The sequence below is a fragment of the Pseudomonas sp. S3_B08 genome, assembly GCF_054667725.1.
In genome coordinates this window covers 5,609,265-5,626,538 of sequence record NZ_CP162750.1, presented here as the reverse complement: position 1 = coordinate 5,626,538, position 17,274 = coordinate 5,609,265, and the positions used below count along the sequence as shown (strand labels likewise).

General features: G+C 61.2%; 11 protein-coding genes and 1 rRNA gene. 3 read left to right on the top strand and 9 right to left on the bottom strand.

What is annotated here, in order from left to right:
• Positions 1-224: 224 nt before the first annotated feature.
• Together AB4N73_RS25265 and AB4N73_RS25260 are read left to right on the top strand one after the other, a co-directional pair.
• The gene (locus AB4N73_RS25265; protein WP_460142697.1) at positions 225-1,163 is read left to right on the top strand and encodes a LysR substrate-binding domain-containing protein; all 939 of its coding nucleotides are present in this window, start codon (positions 225-227) and stop codon (positions 1,161-1,163) included.
• 41 nt (positions 1,164-1,204) lie between these two features.
• Positions 1,205-1,555: a cupin domain-containing protein gene (locus AB4N73_RS25260; RefSeq protein WP_016770579.1), complete on the top strand. Its 351-nt coding sequence runs from the start codon at positions 1,205-1,207 to the stop codon at positions 1,553-1,555.
• 232 nt (positions 1,556-1,787) lie between these two features.
• Here the strand turns inward: AB4N73_RS25260 and mmsB are convergent, their stop codons facing one another.
• On the bottom strand, positions 1,788-2,675 hold the full coding sequence (gene mmsB / locus AB4N73_RS25255) for a 3-hydroxyisobutyrate dehydrogenase (RefSeq protein WP_016770578.1): 888 nt from the start codon (positions 2,673-2,675) through the stop codon (positions 1,788-1,790).
• Between the two features lie 10 nt (positions 2,676-2,685).
• Positions 2,686-4,212: a CoA-acylating methylmalonate-semialdehyde dehydrogenase gene (locus AB4N73_RS25250; protein ID WP_460123775.1), complete on the bottom strand. Its 1,527-nt coding sequence runs from the start codon at positions 4,210-4,212 to the stop codon at positions 2,686-2,688.
• Positions 4,213-4,361: 149 nt separating this feature from the next.
• On the opposite strand from AB4N73_RS25250, the gene AB4N73_RS25245 reads away from it, so the two are divergent.
• Positions 4,362-5,309 carry a LysR family transcriptional regulator gene (locus AB4N73_RS25245; protein WP_076565624.1) on the top strand — a complete coding sequence of 316 codons (948 nt, stop codon included), beginning with the start codon at positions 4,362-4,364 and terminating at the stop codon, positions 5,307-5,309.
• On the opposite strand, the gene AB4N73_RS25240 is transcribed toward AB4N73_RS25245, so the two are convergent.
• The 7 genes from AB4N73_RS25240 to rrf all read right to left on the bottom strand — a co-directional run bounded on the left by AB4N73_RS25240 (position 5,306) and on the right by rrf (position 17,267).
• Positions 5,306-5,761 carry an OmpA family protein gene (locus tag AB4N73_RS25240; RefSeq protein ID WP_460059900.1) on the bottom strand — a complete coding sequence of 152 codons (456 nt, stop codon included), beginning with the start codon at positions 5,759-5,761 and terminating at the stop codon, positions 5,306-5,308. The genes AB4N73_RS25245 and AB4N73_RS25240 overlap by 4 nt on opposite strands.
• A gap of 43 nt (positions 5,762-5,804) precedes the next feature.
• Positions 5,805-7,073: a diguanylate cyclase domain-containing protein gene (locus AB4N73_RS25235; protein WP_460142696.1), complete on the bottom strand. Its 1,269-nt coding sequence runs from the start codon at positions 7,071-7,073 to the stop codon at positions 5,805-5,807.
• Positions 7,070-7,639: a YfiR family protein gene (locus tag AB4N73_RS25230; RefSeq protein ID WP_252877396.1), complete on the bottom strand. Its 570-nt coding sequence runs from the start codon at positions 7,637-7,639 to the stop codon at positions 7,070-7,072. The genes AB4N73_RS25235 and AB4N73_RS25230 overlap by 4 nt, the downstream gene beginning before the upstream one ends.
• A gap of 119 nt (positions 7,640-7,758) precedes the next feature.
• Positions 7,759-9,867 (bottom strand): exodeoxyribonuclease V subunit alpha, encoded by a 2,109-nt coding sequence (gene recD, locus AB4N73_RS25225; protein WP_460142695.1) that lies wholly within the window; start codon positions 9,865-9,867, stop codon positions 7,759-7,761.
• Entirely contained in the window at positions 9,864-13,550 is a 3,687-nt protein-coding gene (recB, locus tag AB4N73_RS25220) for an exodeoxyribonuclease V subunit beta (protein WP_460142694.1), read from the bottom strand. Before recB ends, recD begins: the two co-directional genes overlap by 4 nt.
• The gene (recC, locus tag AB4N73_RS25215) at positions 13,547-16,999 is read right to left on the bottom strand and encodes an exodeoxyribonuclease V subunit gamma (RefSeq protein WP_460142693.1); all 3,453 of its coding nucleotides are present in this window, start codon (positions 16,997-16,999) and stop codon (positions 13,547-13,549) included. Before recC ends, recB begins: the two co-directional genes overlap by 4 nt.
• A gap of 152 nt (positions 17,000-17,151) precedes the next feature.
• A 5S ribosomal RNA gene (gene rrf, locus AB4N73_RS25210) occupies positions 17,152-17,267 on the bottom strand.
• Between the last annotated feature and the right edge of the window lie 7 nt (positions 17,268-17,274).

Sequence of the window (17,274 nt, the reverse complement as noted above, 5' to 3'; positions counted from 1 at the left end):
TGTGCACTGATCCGGGCTGGGGGAAAATCTGCCATATACTTAGGCAGCCTCTTCCTTTGCAAGAGGCTGATATTTGCAGTGATGCATCTGGCCTCATCGCTGGCAAGCCAGCTCCCACAGAATCTCGGTTGTTCATCCATTTAAAGATCAACAAGAAACCTGTGGGAGCTGGCTTGCCAGCGAAAGGGCCAGCCCAGACACCATAAAAATCAGAGGCAAACCCCATGCACTTCGACCTCACCGACCTGCGCCTCTACCTGCATATCATCGACACCGGCAACATCACCGCCGGCGCCGCCCGCAGCCACTTGTCCCTCGCCGCCGCCAGCGCCCGAATCCGCGCGATGGAAGCCTCGCTGGGCGCTGAATTCCTCGAGCGCGGCCGCCGTGGCGTCACCCCGACGCCCGCCGGCAAAGCCCTCGCCCGCCACGCGCGCATTCTTTTGCAACAGGCCGAACGCATGCAGCAGGATCTGGCCGATTACGCGCAAGGCGTCAAAGGCCAGGTGCGGCTGTTGTGCAACACCACGGCGATCACCGAGTACCTGCCAGAAGTGCTCGCGGACTTTTTGCGCAGCCATCCCAATCTCGACATCGATCTACAGGAACTGCCCAGTGCGCGAATTACCCATGCCTTGCGCGAAGGCGCAGCGGATCTGGGGATTGTGTCCGACGCGGTCGACACCAACGGCCTGCAGACCCAGGCGTTTCGTGATGATCCGCTGGTGCTGATTCTGCCGCTTGATCACCCGTTGTCTGACGCCGCCGGGGTCAGTTTCAGCGACGCGTTGCAGCACGACTTTGTCGGATTGAACGCCGACAGCGCACTGGCGATTTATCTGGAAGAACAGGCGCTGCACAGCGGCGCACGGATGCAGGTGCGCATTCGCGCCGATGGCTTTGATGGCGCGATGCGTATGGTCGCCCATGGCGCCGGCCTGGCCATCTTGCCGTTGGCCGCTGTCGAACGCGCGACGCTGGAACGGTTCAAGTGCACACCTCTCAATGAGCCATGGGCGCGCCGCGCGTTATTGCTCTGCGCGAAAGACTTCGCCGCGCTGCCGGGTTATGCCCAAGCGCTGTTACAAGCACTTATTGCTGCGCGCGTTTCTGAGCACTCCGATGTCGACCCCAGACAACTGAGCGGCGACCGGCCGCTATAGGGTGCGACTTCAATTCTCAAGTCCACCTGCCCGGAGTCCCCATGACCGCGACCGCCCCAATCACCGTTCTGCGCGACACCCACCCGCTGCCGGTACTCGACGCCTGCAAATGGGAAAAACTCGAAGGCGACCCGCACACCGTCAACCTCAACGCCTACACCAGCGAAGACGGCAGCAAGATCATGGGCACCTGGATCTGCACACCGGGCAAGTGGCGCGTCGATTATGTGAAATGGGAGTACTGCCATTTCCAGGAAGGCTACTGCGTGATCACCCCGGACGGCATGGCGCCTATCCACTTGCGCGCCGGCGATATCTTCGTGGTTGAGCCGGGCATGAAGGGCACGTGGGAAGTGGTCGAGACCGTGCGCAAATATTTCGTCTTCGCCTGATGCAAAAAAGCCGGGAAATCACCCGACGTGATTTCCCGGCAACACCTGCTGCAATTTTTAAACACACCCCAGTGTTACCTGTGGACATAGAGAACCCTGTGGCGAGGGGATTTATCCCCGCTCGACTGCGCAGCAGTCGCAAACCCTGAGGACTCGGTTTGCCTGACACAATGTAGGGGGCTGCTGCGCAACCCAACGGGGATGAATCCCCTCACCACAAGGGCTGATCGCGTTACTGCGGCTTGCGATAGCTGTTGATGATCGCCGAGAAGTCTTTCCCACCGTCACCGCGCTGACTCATCGCCTGATACAACTGCTGCGCCACCGCGCCGAGCACTACCGGTTGATGCGCCTGCCGCGCCGCTTCAGTCGCCAGCCCAAGATCCTTGAGCATCAGTTCTGCCCCGAACCCGCCGGTATAACCGCGCGAGGCCGGCGCCGTTTCGACGATGCCCGGCCACGGGTTGTACATCTCCGAACTCCAGCAGCGGCCGGTGGAGCTGTTGATGATCCCGGCCAACACGCCGGTGTCGATCCCCAGCGCATCGCCCAACGCCATCGCCTCACTGACGCCGACCATCGAAATCGCCAGCAGCAGGTTGTTGCAGATCTTGGCGATCTGGCCGGTGCCGACTTCACCGCAATGCACAATGTTGCGGCCCATCTGCGCCAGCACCGGTTGCAGGGTGGCGAACAGTTCTGGGGTAGCGCCAACCATAAAGGTCAAGGTCCCGGCCGTCGCACCGCCAGTGCCGCCAGAGACCGGCGCATCGGCCATGGCCACGCCGTGTTTGGCGGCGGCCGCTGCGACATCGCGGGCGGTCTGCGGATCGATGGTGCTGCAATCCACCGCCGGCACGCCTTGGCGAATGCCGGCGAGCACGCCCTCTTCACCCAGCCAGACACTGCGCACATGCACAGCGGCCGGGAGCATGGTGATCACCAGTTCGGCATCCTCCGCCGCCTCGCGGGCCGAAGCGCGGATGGTGCCGCCCAGCTGTTCCAGTTCCGCCAGCACGGTTTTGTTCAGGTCGACCAGGTTCAGGGAGTGGCCGGCCTTGATCAGGTTGCGCGCCATCGGCGCGCCCATGTTGCCCAGCCCGATAAATGCGATTTTCATGATCGAATCCTCAGCGCAGGTTGATGGTGGTGTTCACGCCGTCGTTGACGCTGTCGTCATCGAACCAGCGCGCCGTGACCGTTTTGGTCTGCGTGTAGAACTGCACCACTTGCTTGCCGTACGGGCCGAGGTCGCCGAGTTTCGAACCGCGCGAGCCGGTAAAGCTGAAGAACGGTACCGGTACCGGAATCGGGATGTTGATGCCGACCTGCCCGACGTCGATTTCAGTCTGGAACTTGCGCGCCGCCGCACCGCTCTGGGTGAACAGGCCGGTGCCGTTGCCGAACGGATTGGCGTTGACCAGCGCGATCGCCTGATCGAGGGTGTCGACTTCCAGCACCACCAGCACCGGGCCGAAGATTTCCTGGGTGTAGATCTGCATGTCGGTGGTCACCCCGGAGAACAGGGTCGGGCCGACAAAGTTGCCTTGCTCGTAGCCCGGCACGCTGATGTCGCGACCGTCGAGTTCAAGCTTGGCACCTTCCTTGATGCCGCTTTCGATCAGTTCGAGGATCCGCGCCTTGGCCTTTCTCGAAATCACCGGACCGACATCGGTGCCCGGCTCGCTGCCGGCGTTGACCTTGAGCTTCTGCGCCAGCGCTTTCAGATCCGGCAGCCATTGTTTCGCCGCACCGACCAGCACCACTACCGAAGTGGCCATGCAGCGTTGCCCGGCGGCACCGAAACCGGCACCGACCAAGGCATTCAGCGCTTGCTCGCGATTGGCATCCGGCAGCACCACGGCGTGGTTTTTTGCGCCCATCATCGACTGCACGCGCTTGCCGTGTTTGCCGGCCAGGTCATACACGTGGGTGCCGACAGCGGTCGAACCGACGAACGACACGGCTTTGATGTCCTTGTGCGTGCACAGGCCATCGACCACATCCTTGCCGCCGTGCACGACGTTGAGCACGCCCGCCGGAACGCCTGCCTCAATGGCCAGTTCCACCAACAGCATGGTCGACAGCGGATCCTGCTCCGACGGCTTGAGCACGAAGGTGTTACCGCAGGCGATCGCCATCGGGAACATCCACAGCGGAATCATCGCCGGGAAGTTGAACGGCGTGATGCCGGCGCACACACCGATCGGCTGGCGCAGGGTGTAAGTGTCGACGCCGCCGGCGACGTTCTCGGCGAACTCGCCCATTTGCAGGGTACCGATCGAGCACGCGTGCTCGACCACTTCCAGGCCACGGAAAATATCGCCTTCGGCATCAGCAATGGTCTTGCCCTGCTCGGCGCTCAGGACGACGGCGATGCGTTTGGAGTGCTCGCGGATCAGCGCTTGCAGCTTGAGCATGATGCGCATCCGCGCGCCGATCGGGGTCAGTTTCCAGGTCTGGAAGGCACGCTGGGCGGCGCTGACAGCGGCATCGACCTCAGCGGCGGTGGCGAACGGAACCTTGGCCAGCACTTGCTGGGTGGCCGGGTTGACGATGTCGTGCCACTCGGTGGTCTGCGACTCGACCCATTCGCCGTCGATCAGCAGTTTGACCTTTTGCAGCGTGGTGTCGTTGGGCGTAAGCGATGCGTTCATGCTGGTCTCCAGAACTTGTTTTTATCGTAGGAGCCAAGGCGAAAGGTTCGCCTTGAGATGAGGCGTGTGTCACGAATTGGTTGTCGGACTGTTTTTGGAGTATAGATGTGCAAACTTCTAATAAGAACGCACATATAAGCCCGACCATCATGCAAAAAAACATCACCTCGCTAGGCTCGCTGAACTGGGACGACCTGAAGTTTTTCCTCGAAGTCGCCCGCACCCGCAAGGCCAGCACCGCCGCCAAACGCCTGGCTGTCGACTACACCACGGTGTCGCGACGGATCAGCTCGCTGGAAGCGGCGCTGGGTACATTGCTGTTCGAAAAATCCCGCACCAGCGGCTTCGTCCTGACCACCGAAGGCCAGCGCTTGCTCGGTTATGCCGAGTCGATCGAAAGCACGTTGCACATGGCCTGCGAGCAGGTTTCCGGCTCGGGCGTGGCACTCTCCGGACACGTGCGCATGGGCTGTACTGAAGGCTTCGGCAGTTTCTTCATCACCCCACAGCTGAGCCATTTCGTCGACGCCTACCCGGCAATCTCCGTGGACATCCTGCCGCTGCCGCACTTCATCAGCCTGTCCAAGCGCGAGGCCGACATCGTCATTGCCCTCGAGCGGCCGGAGCACGGGCCGTACGTCTGCTGCAAACTCTGCGACTACCGTTTGCAGCTGTACGCAACCCAGGACTATCTGGACAAACACCCACCGATCCGCCGCCCGGCCGACTTGAGCAAGCATCAATTCATCAGTTATGTGGATGATCTGGCGTTCAGCTCAGAGCTGCTTTACCTGGCCAATGTGCTGCCCGGCGCCAGCGCACATTTGCGCAGCACCAGCGTGATCGCGCAATACGTCGCCGCACAGCAGGGGCGCTCGCTGGCGATCCTGCCGTGCTTTCTCGCCGCACAAGACCCGCGATTGCTGCCGGTGCTGCCGGAGGAAATCGACATCACCCGGCAGTTCTGGATGTACTGCCGGGAGGATCTGCGCAAGTTGAAGCGGATCACCTTGTTGTGGGATTACATCCGCGAAGTGACCGAGCGCAATCAGGCGTTGTTGATGGGTGAAACGCGGGAGATGCGCTTTGCCGATTAGTCGGCGCTGACCACAATCGACACCCGGCGATTCTCCGTGCGCCCCGCTGCGGTGTCGTTGGAAGCCACCGGTTCGCTGCTGCCCAGGCCTTGCAGCTGGATGTTTTCCTGCTTCATGCCGACCGTGCCGAGGACGTTGGCGACGCTCTTGGCCCGGCGCAGCGACAGTTGCTGATTGTAGGTTTCCTTGCCGGACGCATCGGTGTGGCCATCGACGCGCACCCGCTCGATTCCCACGCCGAGCAACGCCTTGCCGATGCGTTCGACGATTTCCGTGCTGGCTGCGTTCAGGCTTTCGACGTCGCTGCCAAAAAGCACTTTGCCCGACAGGCCGAATTCCCAGCCGTCGTCGGTCAACTCGAAACCCTGCTGTTTGAGCACGGCGACCTGCGCCGGTGTCAGGCCTTTCTGCGGGGCGGTCTGGCAACCGCTCAGGGTCAGCGCGGCGATCATCAGCAATGCGGAAAAAGTCGAACGGGAAGAGTGAACACGGACATCAGCTCCTGGTGTGAACGGAATCGACCGGGCGCTCCGACCCGGCGGTGAATTGCGCGCCACGCGACAGGCGCTTGGCCTGGTACATTGACGCGTCGGCTGCGTTGAGCAAGGCACCCGGCGTGGCGCCATGATCGGGGTAAACGGCGATGCCGATACTGAGCGAGGTCACCACACTGCTGTCGCCGGGCAGGGTGATCGGCATGTCCATGCTGGCGAGAATCTTGTCAGCGATGTGCTCAGCGTCTTCGACCGTGTGCAGTGGCGCAAGCAGCACGGCGAACTCGTCGCCACCCAGCCGCGCGACCAGATCATCCTCGCGCAATTGCGCTCGCACGCGATTGGCGATGGCCACCAGCACTGCGTCGCCCGAGGCGTGGCCGAAGTTATCGTTGATGCCTTTGAAGCGGTCGCTGTCGAGAAACAGCACGGCGACCCGCTCATCGTGTTTTTTGCCGTTGCGCAAGGCGCGGATCAAGCGGCCTTCAAAAAACGCACGGTTGGGCAAACCGGTGAGGCTGTCGTGGGTCGCTTGGTGAGCGAGAGTTTCGTTTTCGTTTTGCAGATGGGTTTGCCACGACTCGAGTTCGCCGAGCAAGGCATTGAAGTCATTGCCCAGATTATCCAGTTCAGCGATTTGCGCCGGCGGCACGCGCCGATCCAGCGCTCGCTCACTGCGCGCGGCGTGGGCGACGGCGGCGAGGCTGTGCAACGGGCCGATGATCGCGCGCAACTGCCGCCGCGCCAGATAGAGCGCGACCCAGGCGCTGATCGCGGTGCACAGCACAATCCCGGCCAGGCCGCTGAGCAGGAAGCGCATCAGGCTGCCGCCGTGGCCGATGAGCAGGACGCGACCAATTTCACGGTCCTGATGCTCGATCGGCAGGCTGACCGGTTTTTCCAGAAGAGCGCGGGTGATCTGCATTTCCAGCTCGGAGAACAAGCCGGTCTCGACGCGCTGCCATTGCGCGATCAATTGGCCTTGCGCGTCGAGCACTCGGGCATCTGCCACTTCCTCGGTGGCGGCGATGATCGCCAGCGCCTCGGTTGCCGCCGCTTTGTCATTGAACACGACGGCTGCCTCGACGGTGTAGCTGATCGAACGGGCGATCAAGTGCAGGTTGTGGTCGGCATAGACCCGCAGCGCGAGCACGCCCAGCAAGGTCAGCGAAACACTGGCCATCGCCACCGCCACCAGCGCGACAATCAAATGCCCACGGCCAATGACCGAACCAAGGGTGGGGCGAGCCTTCCAACTGAACAGCTTCATGGCGCCGCCGCTTTGCGACGGGACAACTGCAACACGCTGGGGTGAATGCGCACACCACTGCGAGCCACGGAGTCGAGATTGACCTCGAACGACACTTGTTCATCGCCAACGCGCAGGCAGAACAGACTGCCGACGGTGCATTGATCGTCTGCTTCGCTGATGCTCAGCACTGGATGCCCGATCAACGATGCGAACAGGCGACTGCGTTCATCGGCGGTGAGCTTGCCGATGTACACCGCATCGCATTCGCTGACGATGGCCGGGTTGTCTGCCAGCAGGCGCCGCACAGCCACCGGCCGCCCCGTGGCTTGGGTGGTGCCTTTGACCAGGTCATCGGTGTATTCGGTGGGGCCGACGATGCACAGGTGCAATTGCGCCGGTTCCACCGGCCAGCGTGCATAACTGAGGATGCCAAGCACCACTTGCGTGACCGCTTTGGCCCGTTGCTCGGCCGGCCCGGTTTGCGCTTGGGCGATGGCGCTGCCCGTGAACAACCAGAGCAAAACGATCAGCAATGCGTGCTGGCAGGCCACCACACGCTGTGTCGCCCAGACGGCCACCTTCATGGAGGGATTCTCTTGGAGCGTAACGAAATGATGCCGCAACGATAGCACAGCGCCAGGACACCAGCGAGGCGCCTGCCTCTGACCGGTTGGTCAGTACTCGTTGTCGGTCATTCAGCGCTTCATACCGGAGGCTCGGTGCCCTCTTCCAGTTCCAGCATCAGCCCGCTCAGACGCTTGACCTTGCGCAGCACCGCCTCTTCAAACACGCCGGCACGCGGCTCGATCAAGGTGAACCAGTGCCGGGCGCGAGTGATTCCGGTGTAGATCAGTTCTTTGGTCAGCACGGGGTTCAACGCATCCGGCAGGATCAGCGCCGTGTGGGCGAACTCCGAACCCTGGGACTTGTGCACCGTCATGGCGTACACGGTTTCGACATCATTGAGCCGACTCGGCAACACGAAGCGCACGCCGCCCTGTCCATCGTTACGCGGAAAAGCCACGCGCAGAACCGTTTTGCCGATCTCTGCGCCTTCACGCTCGGGCAGTTTCAGGGCGATGCCGATGTCGCCGTTCATCAGGCCCAGACCATAGTCGTTGCGTGTCATCAGCACCGGCCGACCTTCATACCACTGCTGATCGCTCTCGATCAGACGCGCCTTGAGCAATGCAGCGGTAATGCGCTGGTTCAGACCTTCAACGCCCCACGGCCCTTTGCGCACCGCGCACAGCAACTGGAACGTGTCGAACGCCTGCAAGACTTCGCGCGCCCAATCGATCCAGTCCGCATGCTCAAGTGGCCGCGTTGACGGTGGACGCTGATCGCGCAATACGCTCAGGTAATGGCGGTAACCTTGCGGGCCGTTGCCGTGACCTTCGAGCAACAGGCGTTCGAGCTTGTGATCGTGTTCGCCTTTGAGCGGCAGCGAATACACGTCGTCGTAGCCGCCAGCGGCGAGCAACTGTCGCGCCTCATCGGCCAATTGCTGATTGACCCGGCGCGCGAGCTGACCGATACCGCTGCCCTCGCCGAAGCGGCGCGAGTGACGCAGCATCACCACTTGTTGCGCCAACGGATGGGTGCCGTCGCAGTCTTCATGCAAACCGCTACCCTGCAACGACTCGCCACTGACAGACTCCAGCCATTGTCGCGTTTGCGGGCTGTACCAACCGCCCTCGGCGTCACGGCACAGATCGCCCAGCACCGCGCCCGCCTCGACCGAGGCCAACTGATCCTTGTCGCCCAGCAGCACCAGCCGAGCATGGGCCGGCATGGCGTCGAGGAGGTTGGCCATCATTTCCAGGTCGATCATCGACGCTTCATCGACCACCAGCACATCCAGCGGCAGGCGGTTGCCGGCATGGTGACGGAAATGCCGGGTGCCCGGTCGACTGCCGAGCAGACGGTGCACGGTGGTCACATCGCTGGGGATCGCCGCGCGCACCGCTTCGGCGACTTGCAGTGATTGCACTTGCTGACTAATCGACTCGGTCAAACGCGCAGCGGCCTTGCCGGTCGGTGCCGCCAGACGAATGCGCAGCGGATGGCCAGCCTCGACGGCCGGTGCCTGCAGCAACGCGAGCAAGCGCACCACCGTGGTGGTTTTCCCGGTGCCCGGGCCGCCAGTGATGATGCTGAAGGCGCTGCGCGTGGCGATGGCGCAGGCGAGTTTTTGCCAATCGATGACAGCTGCGGATTCCGCGCCGCCGAACAATTCGTGCAGACGCTGCGGCAGATCATCCGGCGTCGGCTCCTGCTGCATCAAGCGTTGGCGCAACGCTGCATCGATGCGGCGTTCGTAGGTCCAGTAGCGGCGCAGGTACAGGCGTTTCGAGGACAGCACCAATGGACGTGTCTGCGCTGTTTCACTCGGGTCAGCGGCCAGGGCCACCAATGGACTGCTTGCCAGCACTTTGCACCAATGGGCTCCATCGAGCGTTTCGAGCAATTGCGAGGGCAGCAACAACACACCGCCCTGCACATCGCCTTCGGGCGGCAATGACAGTGCAAAATCCGGCGCCTTGAGGGTTTCAAACAGGTCCAGACACACATGACCATGGCCGAGTTGGTGACTGGTCAACGCCGCCGCGAGCATCACCAGCGGATCGGTCTCGGGCTCGAGTTCATGCAGGAACGCGACAAAGGCGCGGTCCAGCGCGCGCAGCCAGCCGCGCTCGACCCAACGGCTCAGCAACAACAGCAAATCATCGGCGCGGGTCAGCGGCGAGAGTTTCGACAGGCTGTCCGCTTCCAGCGGCGTCGGCAGCAGATCGGCGAATGTGCGGCTCATAACAGGACTCCCTGTTCCCAGGCGGGTTCGGACTTGGGTTCGGGTTTGCCCTGGAACATCCGGTCGAGGCGTTCGATCAATTCCCGTGGCGGACGCACGAAGTACACGCCGCGACTATCCGCACGCGTACCGCGTAGAAACAGATACAGCGCCCCGCCGATGTGACGGTCGTAATCGTAATCCGCCAGCCGCGCCTTCAACTGGCGATGCAGTGCCAGCAGATACAGCACGTATTGCAGGTCGTAACGATTGTCGAGGATCGACTGCTCCATCGCCTGCACGGTGTAGGCCTGATCATCCACGCCGAGCCAATTGGATTTGTAATCGGCGACGTAATAGCGGCCAGCGTGCTCAAAGGTCAGGTCGATAAAGCCCTTGAACATGCCGTTGAGTTGCACCGGTTCTGCCGCAACACGAGCGACGCCATTGTGGGTGTGCTGGCGCACCTGTTCGTCGAGTTTGAGCACGTCGACTTTGTGGCTGGCAAACCAGAATTCCATCTCGACGCGGTATTGCGTCAGTTGCGCAAGAACCACCGGCGGTTGCCCGCCAGCGATCGGCAACGGTGACTTGAGCAAATGCTGCAGCCAGTCAGTCAGCGTGGTGATCCAGCCTTGCCAGCCGCGCAGGTTGCAGCGCCGGGCAACTGCATCTTCCAGCGCTTCGCGGGTAACCGAAAAACCTTCAGCGCCCGCCCATTCGAGCAAGCCATGCAAAAACGTGCCGGGATTCGGTCCGCGAGGAAAACGGTGGATATCGGCGCCACCGCTGCTGATTTCATGTGGCGCGTCGGGATCGAGGCGCTCGTCGTCGAAGAGCTTTTGCGCCTGCGGACTGTCCGGTGCTTCATCGCTGCCGACGCTCAATATGTCGCTGATGCGCAAAGCGCTATAGGAAGCGATCCACCAGTTTTCACTGGCTTTGCGCTTGGGCCGTAGCGTGGCTCGCAGGACTGCTTCATTGCGCGGCGGCTGGTAATGCTCGTCAGTGGGCTGAGGCATTTCGCCGATGCCGATGGCCGGGCAGTCTTGCTGCAGATCCCGCAGCCAGCGATTCAGTTCGCTGGACTCGCCCAAAGCGGCACCGCCACCGAGCAAATAACCCAACGCCGACAGGTGCAGCACCGAGCTGTTGTTATTGCCGCGCTTGAGATCAGTGATGCCCAGCCAACAGGCATGCTGCGCGCGGGTTAACGCGACATACAGAAGACGCAGATCTTCGGCCAGACGCTCATCGTCAGCCAGGGCGATCAACTCGGGGGTAGGCTTGAGGCTGATCTGCGCCTTGCCCGCAGCGTCGTGGTAATGCAGCGGCAAACGGCTGCCATCCACCGGTTTCGCCGAGCAAATGAATGGCAGGAACACCAGCGGATATTCCAGCCCCTTGGATTTGTGGATGGTCACCACTTTAACCAGTTGCTCGTCGCTTTCCAGACGCAGAATCTGCTCTTCACCGGCCTGACCGGACAGTGCCAGCAGCTCGGCCAGATGGCGGATCAACGCTTGCTCCCCGTCCAGTTCAGCAGCGGCTTGCTGCATCAGCTCCGACAGGTGCAAAAGGTTGGTCAGCACGCGCTCGCCGTCACTGCGCTGCATCAGGGTTTGCGGCAGGTGGAAGTCGTGAAGCAGGCGTCGCAACATCGGCAACACGCCCTGTTTGCGCCAGAGCTCTCGATAGCCACGGAACTGCATGACCCGGGCTTCCCAGACCATTTCGTCCTGGTTCAACCGCTCCAGCTCGATCAGCGGCAGGTTCAATGTGGTGCAAGCCAGCGCAGCCTTGAGCGAGCGTTCGACATCGGGTTCGGCGCATGCCTTCAGCCAGGCCAGCAGATCGTGCGCCTCTTGGGCGGCAAACACCGAATCCTTGTCCGAGAGATAAACACTGCGCACACCTCTGGCGGCGAGTTCGGCGCGTACCGCCTGGGCTTCCTTACCGTCGCGGACGAGGATCGCTATGTCCGAAGGGCGTAAACCTTTGAAGTCGTCTGCTTGAAAGAAACCAGCGCTGCCAGTTTGCCCGCCATTGAGCAGTACGGTGATTTGACTGGCGCAGGCGGCGGCCATTTGCTGGCGATAGACCGCGCCGGACAGCGGTTGATCGCTGGGCAGTAGCCAGACATTCAGTGCCGTGACGTCTTGCCCGGCAATCCGCAGCGTTTCCTTGCGTCCCTGAGCCTCGACCGGGAGGAACGGTACCGGGTTCTCGCCATTTCTTTCGCGAAACAAAAACGCGCCGCGTCCCTGCTCTCGGGACTCGGCGCGTTCGAATACGTGATTGACCGCTGTCACCATGCCGTGGCTGGAGCGGAAGTTGGTGCCTAGTGTATGCAAACGGCCGGTAGTGGCCTGACGTGCGCGCAGATAGGTGTAGATGTCGGCACCACGAAAGGCATAGATCGCCTGCTTGGGGTCGCCGATCAGGAACAGGCCGGTCTCAGGCTGATTGTCTTCGATGCGGTAAATGCTCTCGAAGATGCGGTACTGAACCGGGTCGGTGTCCTGGAATTCGTCGATCAGCGCGACCGGGAACTGCTCGCGGATCAGCGTTGCCAGACGCTCGCCGCCCTCCGATTGCAGCGCGGCATCCAGACGCAGCAACATGTCGTCGAACCCCATTTCTGCGCGACGGCGCTTCTCTTCTTCAAAACGCGCGCCGACCCACTTGGCAGCGTGTTGCAGAACAGCAGCATCGGGCGTCGGCAAGGCATCCAGGCTCGACTTGAGTCCGGACATGGCGTCCAGCCCCGGATGACTGGGAGCCTGGCCTTTCCAGGCCTCGGCCATGCCATCGGGTGTCAATCGGGTGAAGCCGGTGGCTATGTCCAGTTGCTCAAGCGACTCGTCTTCGGCCCAGGTCTTGAGTTTCTCGAACCAGGGCTCGAAATAACGCGCCTGCATTTTGCGGCCATCGACGGTTTTGCTGGCGACGCCTTCATGGCAGAGCGCGAGCAGCTCGTCTGCCCAGTCATGCCAAGGCATTTTCAGTTCGACCAACGCCGCTCGCCGCTCCAGCAAACACTCCTTGATCAGCTCCGCAGGCGCCTTGCCTTCATCGGTGTCACGCTCGCTGGCAAACAAGCCGCGTACCCGAGGCAACAGCGCTGCGGGGCCACCCCAATTGCTGCGCACCCAGTTCAGCGCATCGCCCTGCATCGGGTAGCAGAACAGTCGCCAGTAATCGCGCAACACTTCGCCAAGCAGATCGCTGTGATCGGTTTCCAGGGATTGCGTGAAGAGGCTGCCGCTGTCGAACGCATGCTCGCGCAGCATGCGCTGACACCAGCTGTGAATGGTCGAGACGGCGGCTTCGTCCATCCACTGCGCGGCGATATCGAGGCGGTTGGCGCAGCCCGGCCATTGCTGCGGATCGAACTGATCGCGCAGCTCGGCAATCAGTCCGTCCGGGGCAACAATTTCGTCGCGGAAGAACCGCGCGGCCTCAGCCAAGCGTGTCCGAATCCGTTCACGCAGCTCTTTGGTAGCAGCGTCGGTAAACGTCACTACGAGGATTTGCGGCGGCAGTAATTCTCGTGCAAAACCGCTTGTCTCGCCGCCATGGCCGAGAATCAGCCGCAGATAAAGTGCCGAAATCGTAAAGGTTTTACCGGTGCCGGCGCTTGCTTCGATCAACTGACTGCCGCGCAGCGGGAAGGCCAGAGCCAACGGTGTTTTGGTACTCATGCGCGCGCACCTTCGCTGGACAAGGAACGCCACGGCGCTTCGAATAATGGGCGGTACAACGCGTCGCACCAGCCGGTGAAGGTTTCGTCTGCCAACAATGCATCGAAGTCGGGATATTGCCGGAGCAGTGCCGGGCTTTCACGCCGCTCGCCGTTGCTGGTCTGGCCGTCACCGTCATAGGCTTTTCGCGCAGCTGCTTCGGCTTTGACCGGGTCAGTTTGAGACAACCAGGCGAACGCGGTTTTTATCGCAATCGGCAGGGGTTGGCGCATGCCTGATTGCCAGGCAAGAAGCAGGTCACCGAGCAAACGCAACGCTCGGTCTCGCTCCATTGGCTCAAGCAACAACGTGTCGTCACTGGCGACCAATGCCGTGGTCAGCGCATGCTCGCTGGCGCAGGCGACCAGATGGGTAACCCACGATTTGGTCAGCCGATGCCACTTGCGAGTTTTGATCGAGCCGATGCTATTGGGAATGGTCGTGACCGACAGCAGGCCGCCATCGGCGCGTTGATGCAGGTTTGCGAGCCAGCCCTCCAGCCGCAAACCCTGCAGGTCGAGACTGACCGGGATTGCACTACTCACTGGCGTCGGCCATAACGTCAGCAACTGTTGATAACGCTGCAGAAGATCCGGCAGCGGTTCGATCAGTTCACGCTGTAGGCATTCGCCAAAACCGGCCATAGGCAGCAGACCACTGTTTTGCAGGCGCAGCGCCCGGGCTTGCAGCGCCTGATCGATATTGTCCGGCTGGCTGAGTGCGGCTTCCAGCAAACTGTCGCTTAGCGTGTAGCGCTGTAGGGCGTCCAGCACGAAAGGTTCTTCATCTGCCAACGGCGCTTGCGCCGCCTCGAAATAGACCTTGAGACGCTGGGTGAAAAAATGCCGAACCGGATTACGCAGAAAATCCTGCAGCAATGCCAGCGTCAACGGTTCCTCTTGAACATATGGCGCGAGTAACGGCGCTTCGCTTTGCTGCGCTTTCTCTTGATGTAACACCTGCCACTCGCTGGCGTAGCTGAACAGTTGCTCGCCTTCGTGGAAATAGCGGGCACTGAAAGGTTGCAGGGGGTGTTCTTCGGTCAGCGCTTCCAATAGATCCTGGGTAGGGTCGATTGAACGCCAGCCGCTGGCGAGGTGATCGCGCAACTGGCCGATGAGCACCGAGGCAGGTCGTTCGCTGTTGTCGCGGATGCTGCGACCGACCCAACTGATGTAGAGCTGAGAGCGCGCGGACAACAGCGCTTCAAGTAACAGATAGCGGTCGTCCTCACGTCGTGAGCGATCCCCAGGTCGGTAATCGCTGCCCATCAGATCGAAGTCCAGCGGTGGTTGCGCGCGGGGATAATCGCCGTCGTTCATGCCCAGCAGACAAACCAGTTTGAAAGGAATGGCACGCATCGGCATCAAGGTGCAGAAATTCACCGCACCTGCGAGGAATCGTTGTGACAAACGGCCCTGATCGAGCCCGGCGAGCCAGGCTTCGCGCACGACAGTCAGCGGCAGTTCGTCAGTCAGGCCGACCGCCTCGCAGGTCTCCAGCCAGGTCTCGCGAAGCTCTTCGAGCTGAGTCAGCAGGTAGTCGTCGTGCTCGTTGCTCGCCTGAAAGAACACTTGCATCAGCGCCTGCAAGCGCAGCCCCCACTCTTTCGGTTGAGCCGGTTGCGTGAGTTGCTGATGAGCGATTTCCAAGGCATCCAGCAGCGCCACCAATGGCCCGATCAGGGCAGCATCCAGCCCACCAATTTCATCATAAGGTTCGATGCCTGCACACGCCTCAGCGCTGCCGACTGCGTAGCCCAGCAGCATTCGGCGCAGGCCGAAATGCCAGCTGTTCTGCTCCAGTTCCTCAGGCAATCCGAGACCGGCCCGTTGTTCGGCACTCATGCCCCAACGCACGCCGGCACCCTCGATCCAGCGGTGCAGGGTTGGCAGGTCACGTTCCTCTACGCCAAAGCGAGCACGCAGAGCTGGAACATCGAGCAGGTCGAGAATCTCGCTGACCGGGAAACGGCTGTCCGGCAGCTTGAGCAGGTGCTCGACGGCGATCAGTAATGGATCACGTCCTCGCTGGCCCTGGTCCGCCAAAGTGAACGGAATGAAGCGCGGGTCAAATCGATCGAGCTGACCGAAAACCGCGCGGATATGCGGGGCATAGCTGTCGATATCCGGGACCATCACGATCACGTCCCGTGGGCGTAGAGCCGGGTCGGCGCTGAAACGCGCCAGGAGTTGATCGTGCAGGATTTCGACTTCACGCTGGGCACTGTGGGCGATGTGGAAACGTATTGAATGGTCTTGGGTTGCATCAACCGCAGGCCAGAGTTCGCGTGTCTCGTTGAGGGGACGTAACTCCAGAATGTCATCCTGAAGCTGGTTAAGCATGTTGTGCGGCTGGGCTTCGCTGAACAGGTCGATGCGGCCGTCACGAAAGGCTGCGCGGTAGCTGTTGGGATCGTCGTAGCTGTCGAGCAGGTTGATATAGTCGCGACCTTGTTTGCCCCAAGCGGCCAGCAAAGGATGTGCATGCTGATGCAGGGTCTCGGCATCAAGGACCACTGGCATCCCGCTTTTGCGTTGTTGCCGCTTGTATTGATGTCGCAGCAGGTCCTTGTCGGCGACGATATCGGCCCAGTGATGGCGACAGGGGTTGTGTACGCAAAGCAGAACCTGACTGAAGCGCGCCAGACCGGCGAGCGCTTCAAGAACTTGTGCGGGCAATGAAGAAATGCCAAAGACGATCACGCGCGGCGGCAGCGCAGCCGGGGCCTTGTCGAGTATGTTGATGCGTTCCATGAAGCGTTGATGCACGCCGGCACGACTCTGCGCCATGCCCTGTTCGCCGACGTCATCCAGCAGCGCTCGCCACAACTCTGCCTGCCAGCAACTGGTCGGTGGCAGCGGCTTTATTTCACCTCTGACATTGCGCAGTTGATGACGCCCTTCAGCCCAGTCCTCGAGCCAGTCGGCCCGATAAACTTGATATTGGTCGAACAGATCGGCCAGACGCTCTGACAATTGATAGCGCTTGCGCAGATCGCTGTCATGGGTGAGGAAGCGTTGCAGCGGCTCGAAATGGGGGCGATCGATTACCTGTGGCAAGAGGCGCATCAGACGCCAGGTCAGCGGAGCTTTATCGAGCAGGGATTTCGCCGGAATCTCTTCTCGTCCCAATACCATGCGATACAGCTGCCACATGAAACTGCCGGGTAGTTGAACGTCAATCGCCGCAGCGATCCCGCAACCGCCAAGGTCATCGTCTTCAGGATCTTCGGCCAATGCGAGTTTGAGCCATTGGGCGATGCCGTTGCTTTGCACCAAAGCGATTTCGTTTTCCAAGGGTGCCAGTGGGTAGCGCCGCATGATGCTGACCACAAGACTGCGCAGCTCATCGAGACTGTTGCTCTGAACCACCATGAATGCAGCGTTGAGGGACTGGGCGTCCGACATATGGATTCCTTGGAAAATCGCTAAAGCCGAGGCAGAACCTTAGCATTGTCGGCCGACTGTGACAGCCGGACGAGGTCTGCGAAGCCTGTAAGAACTTTCTCGCAGGCAAAACAAAACCCCAACTGCTTTCGCAATTGGGGTTTCGAATTTAATCTTGACGATGACCTACTCTCACATGGGGAAACCCCACACTACCATCGGCGATGCATCGTTTCACTGCTGAGTTCGGGATGGGATCAGGTGGTTCCAACGCTCTATGGTCGTCAAGAAATTCG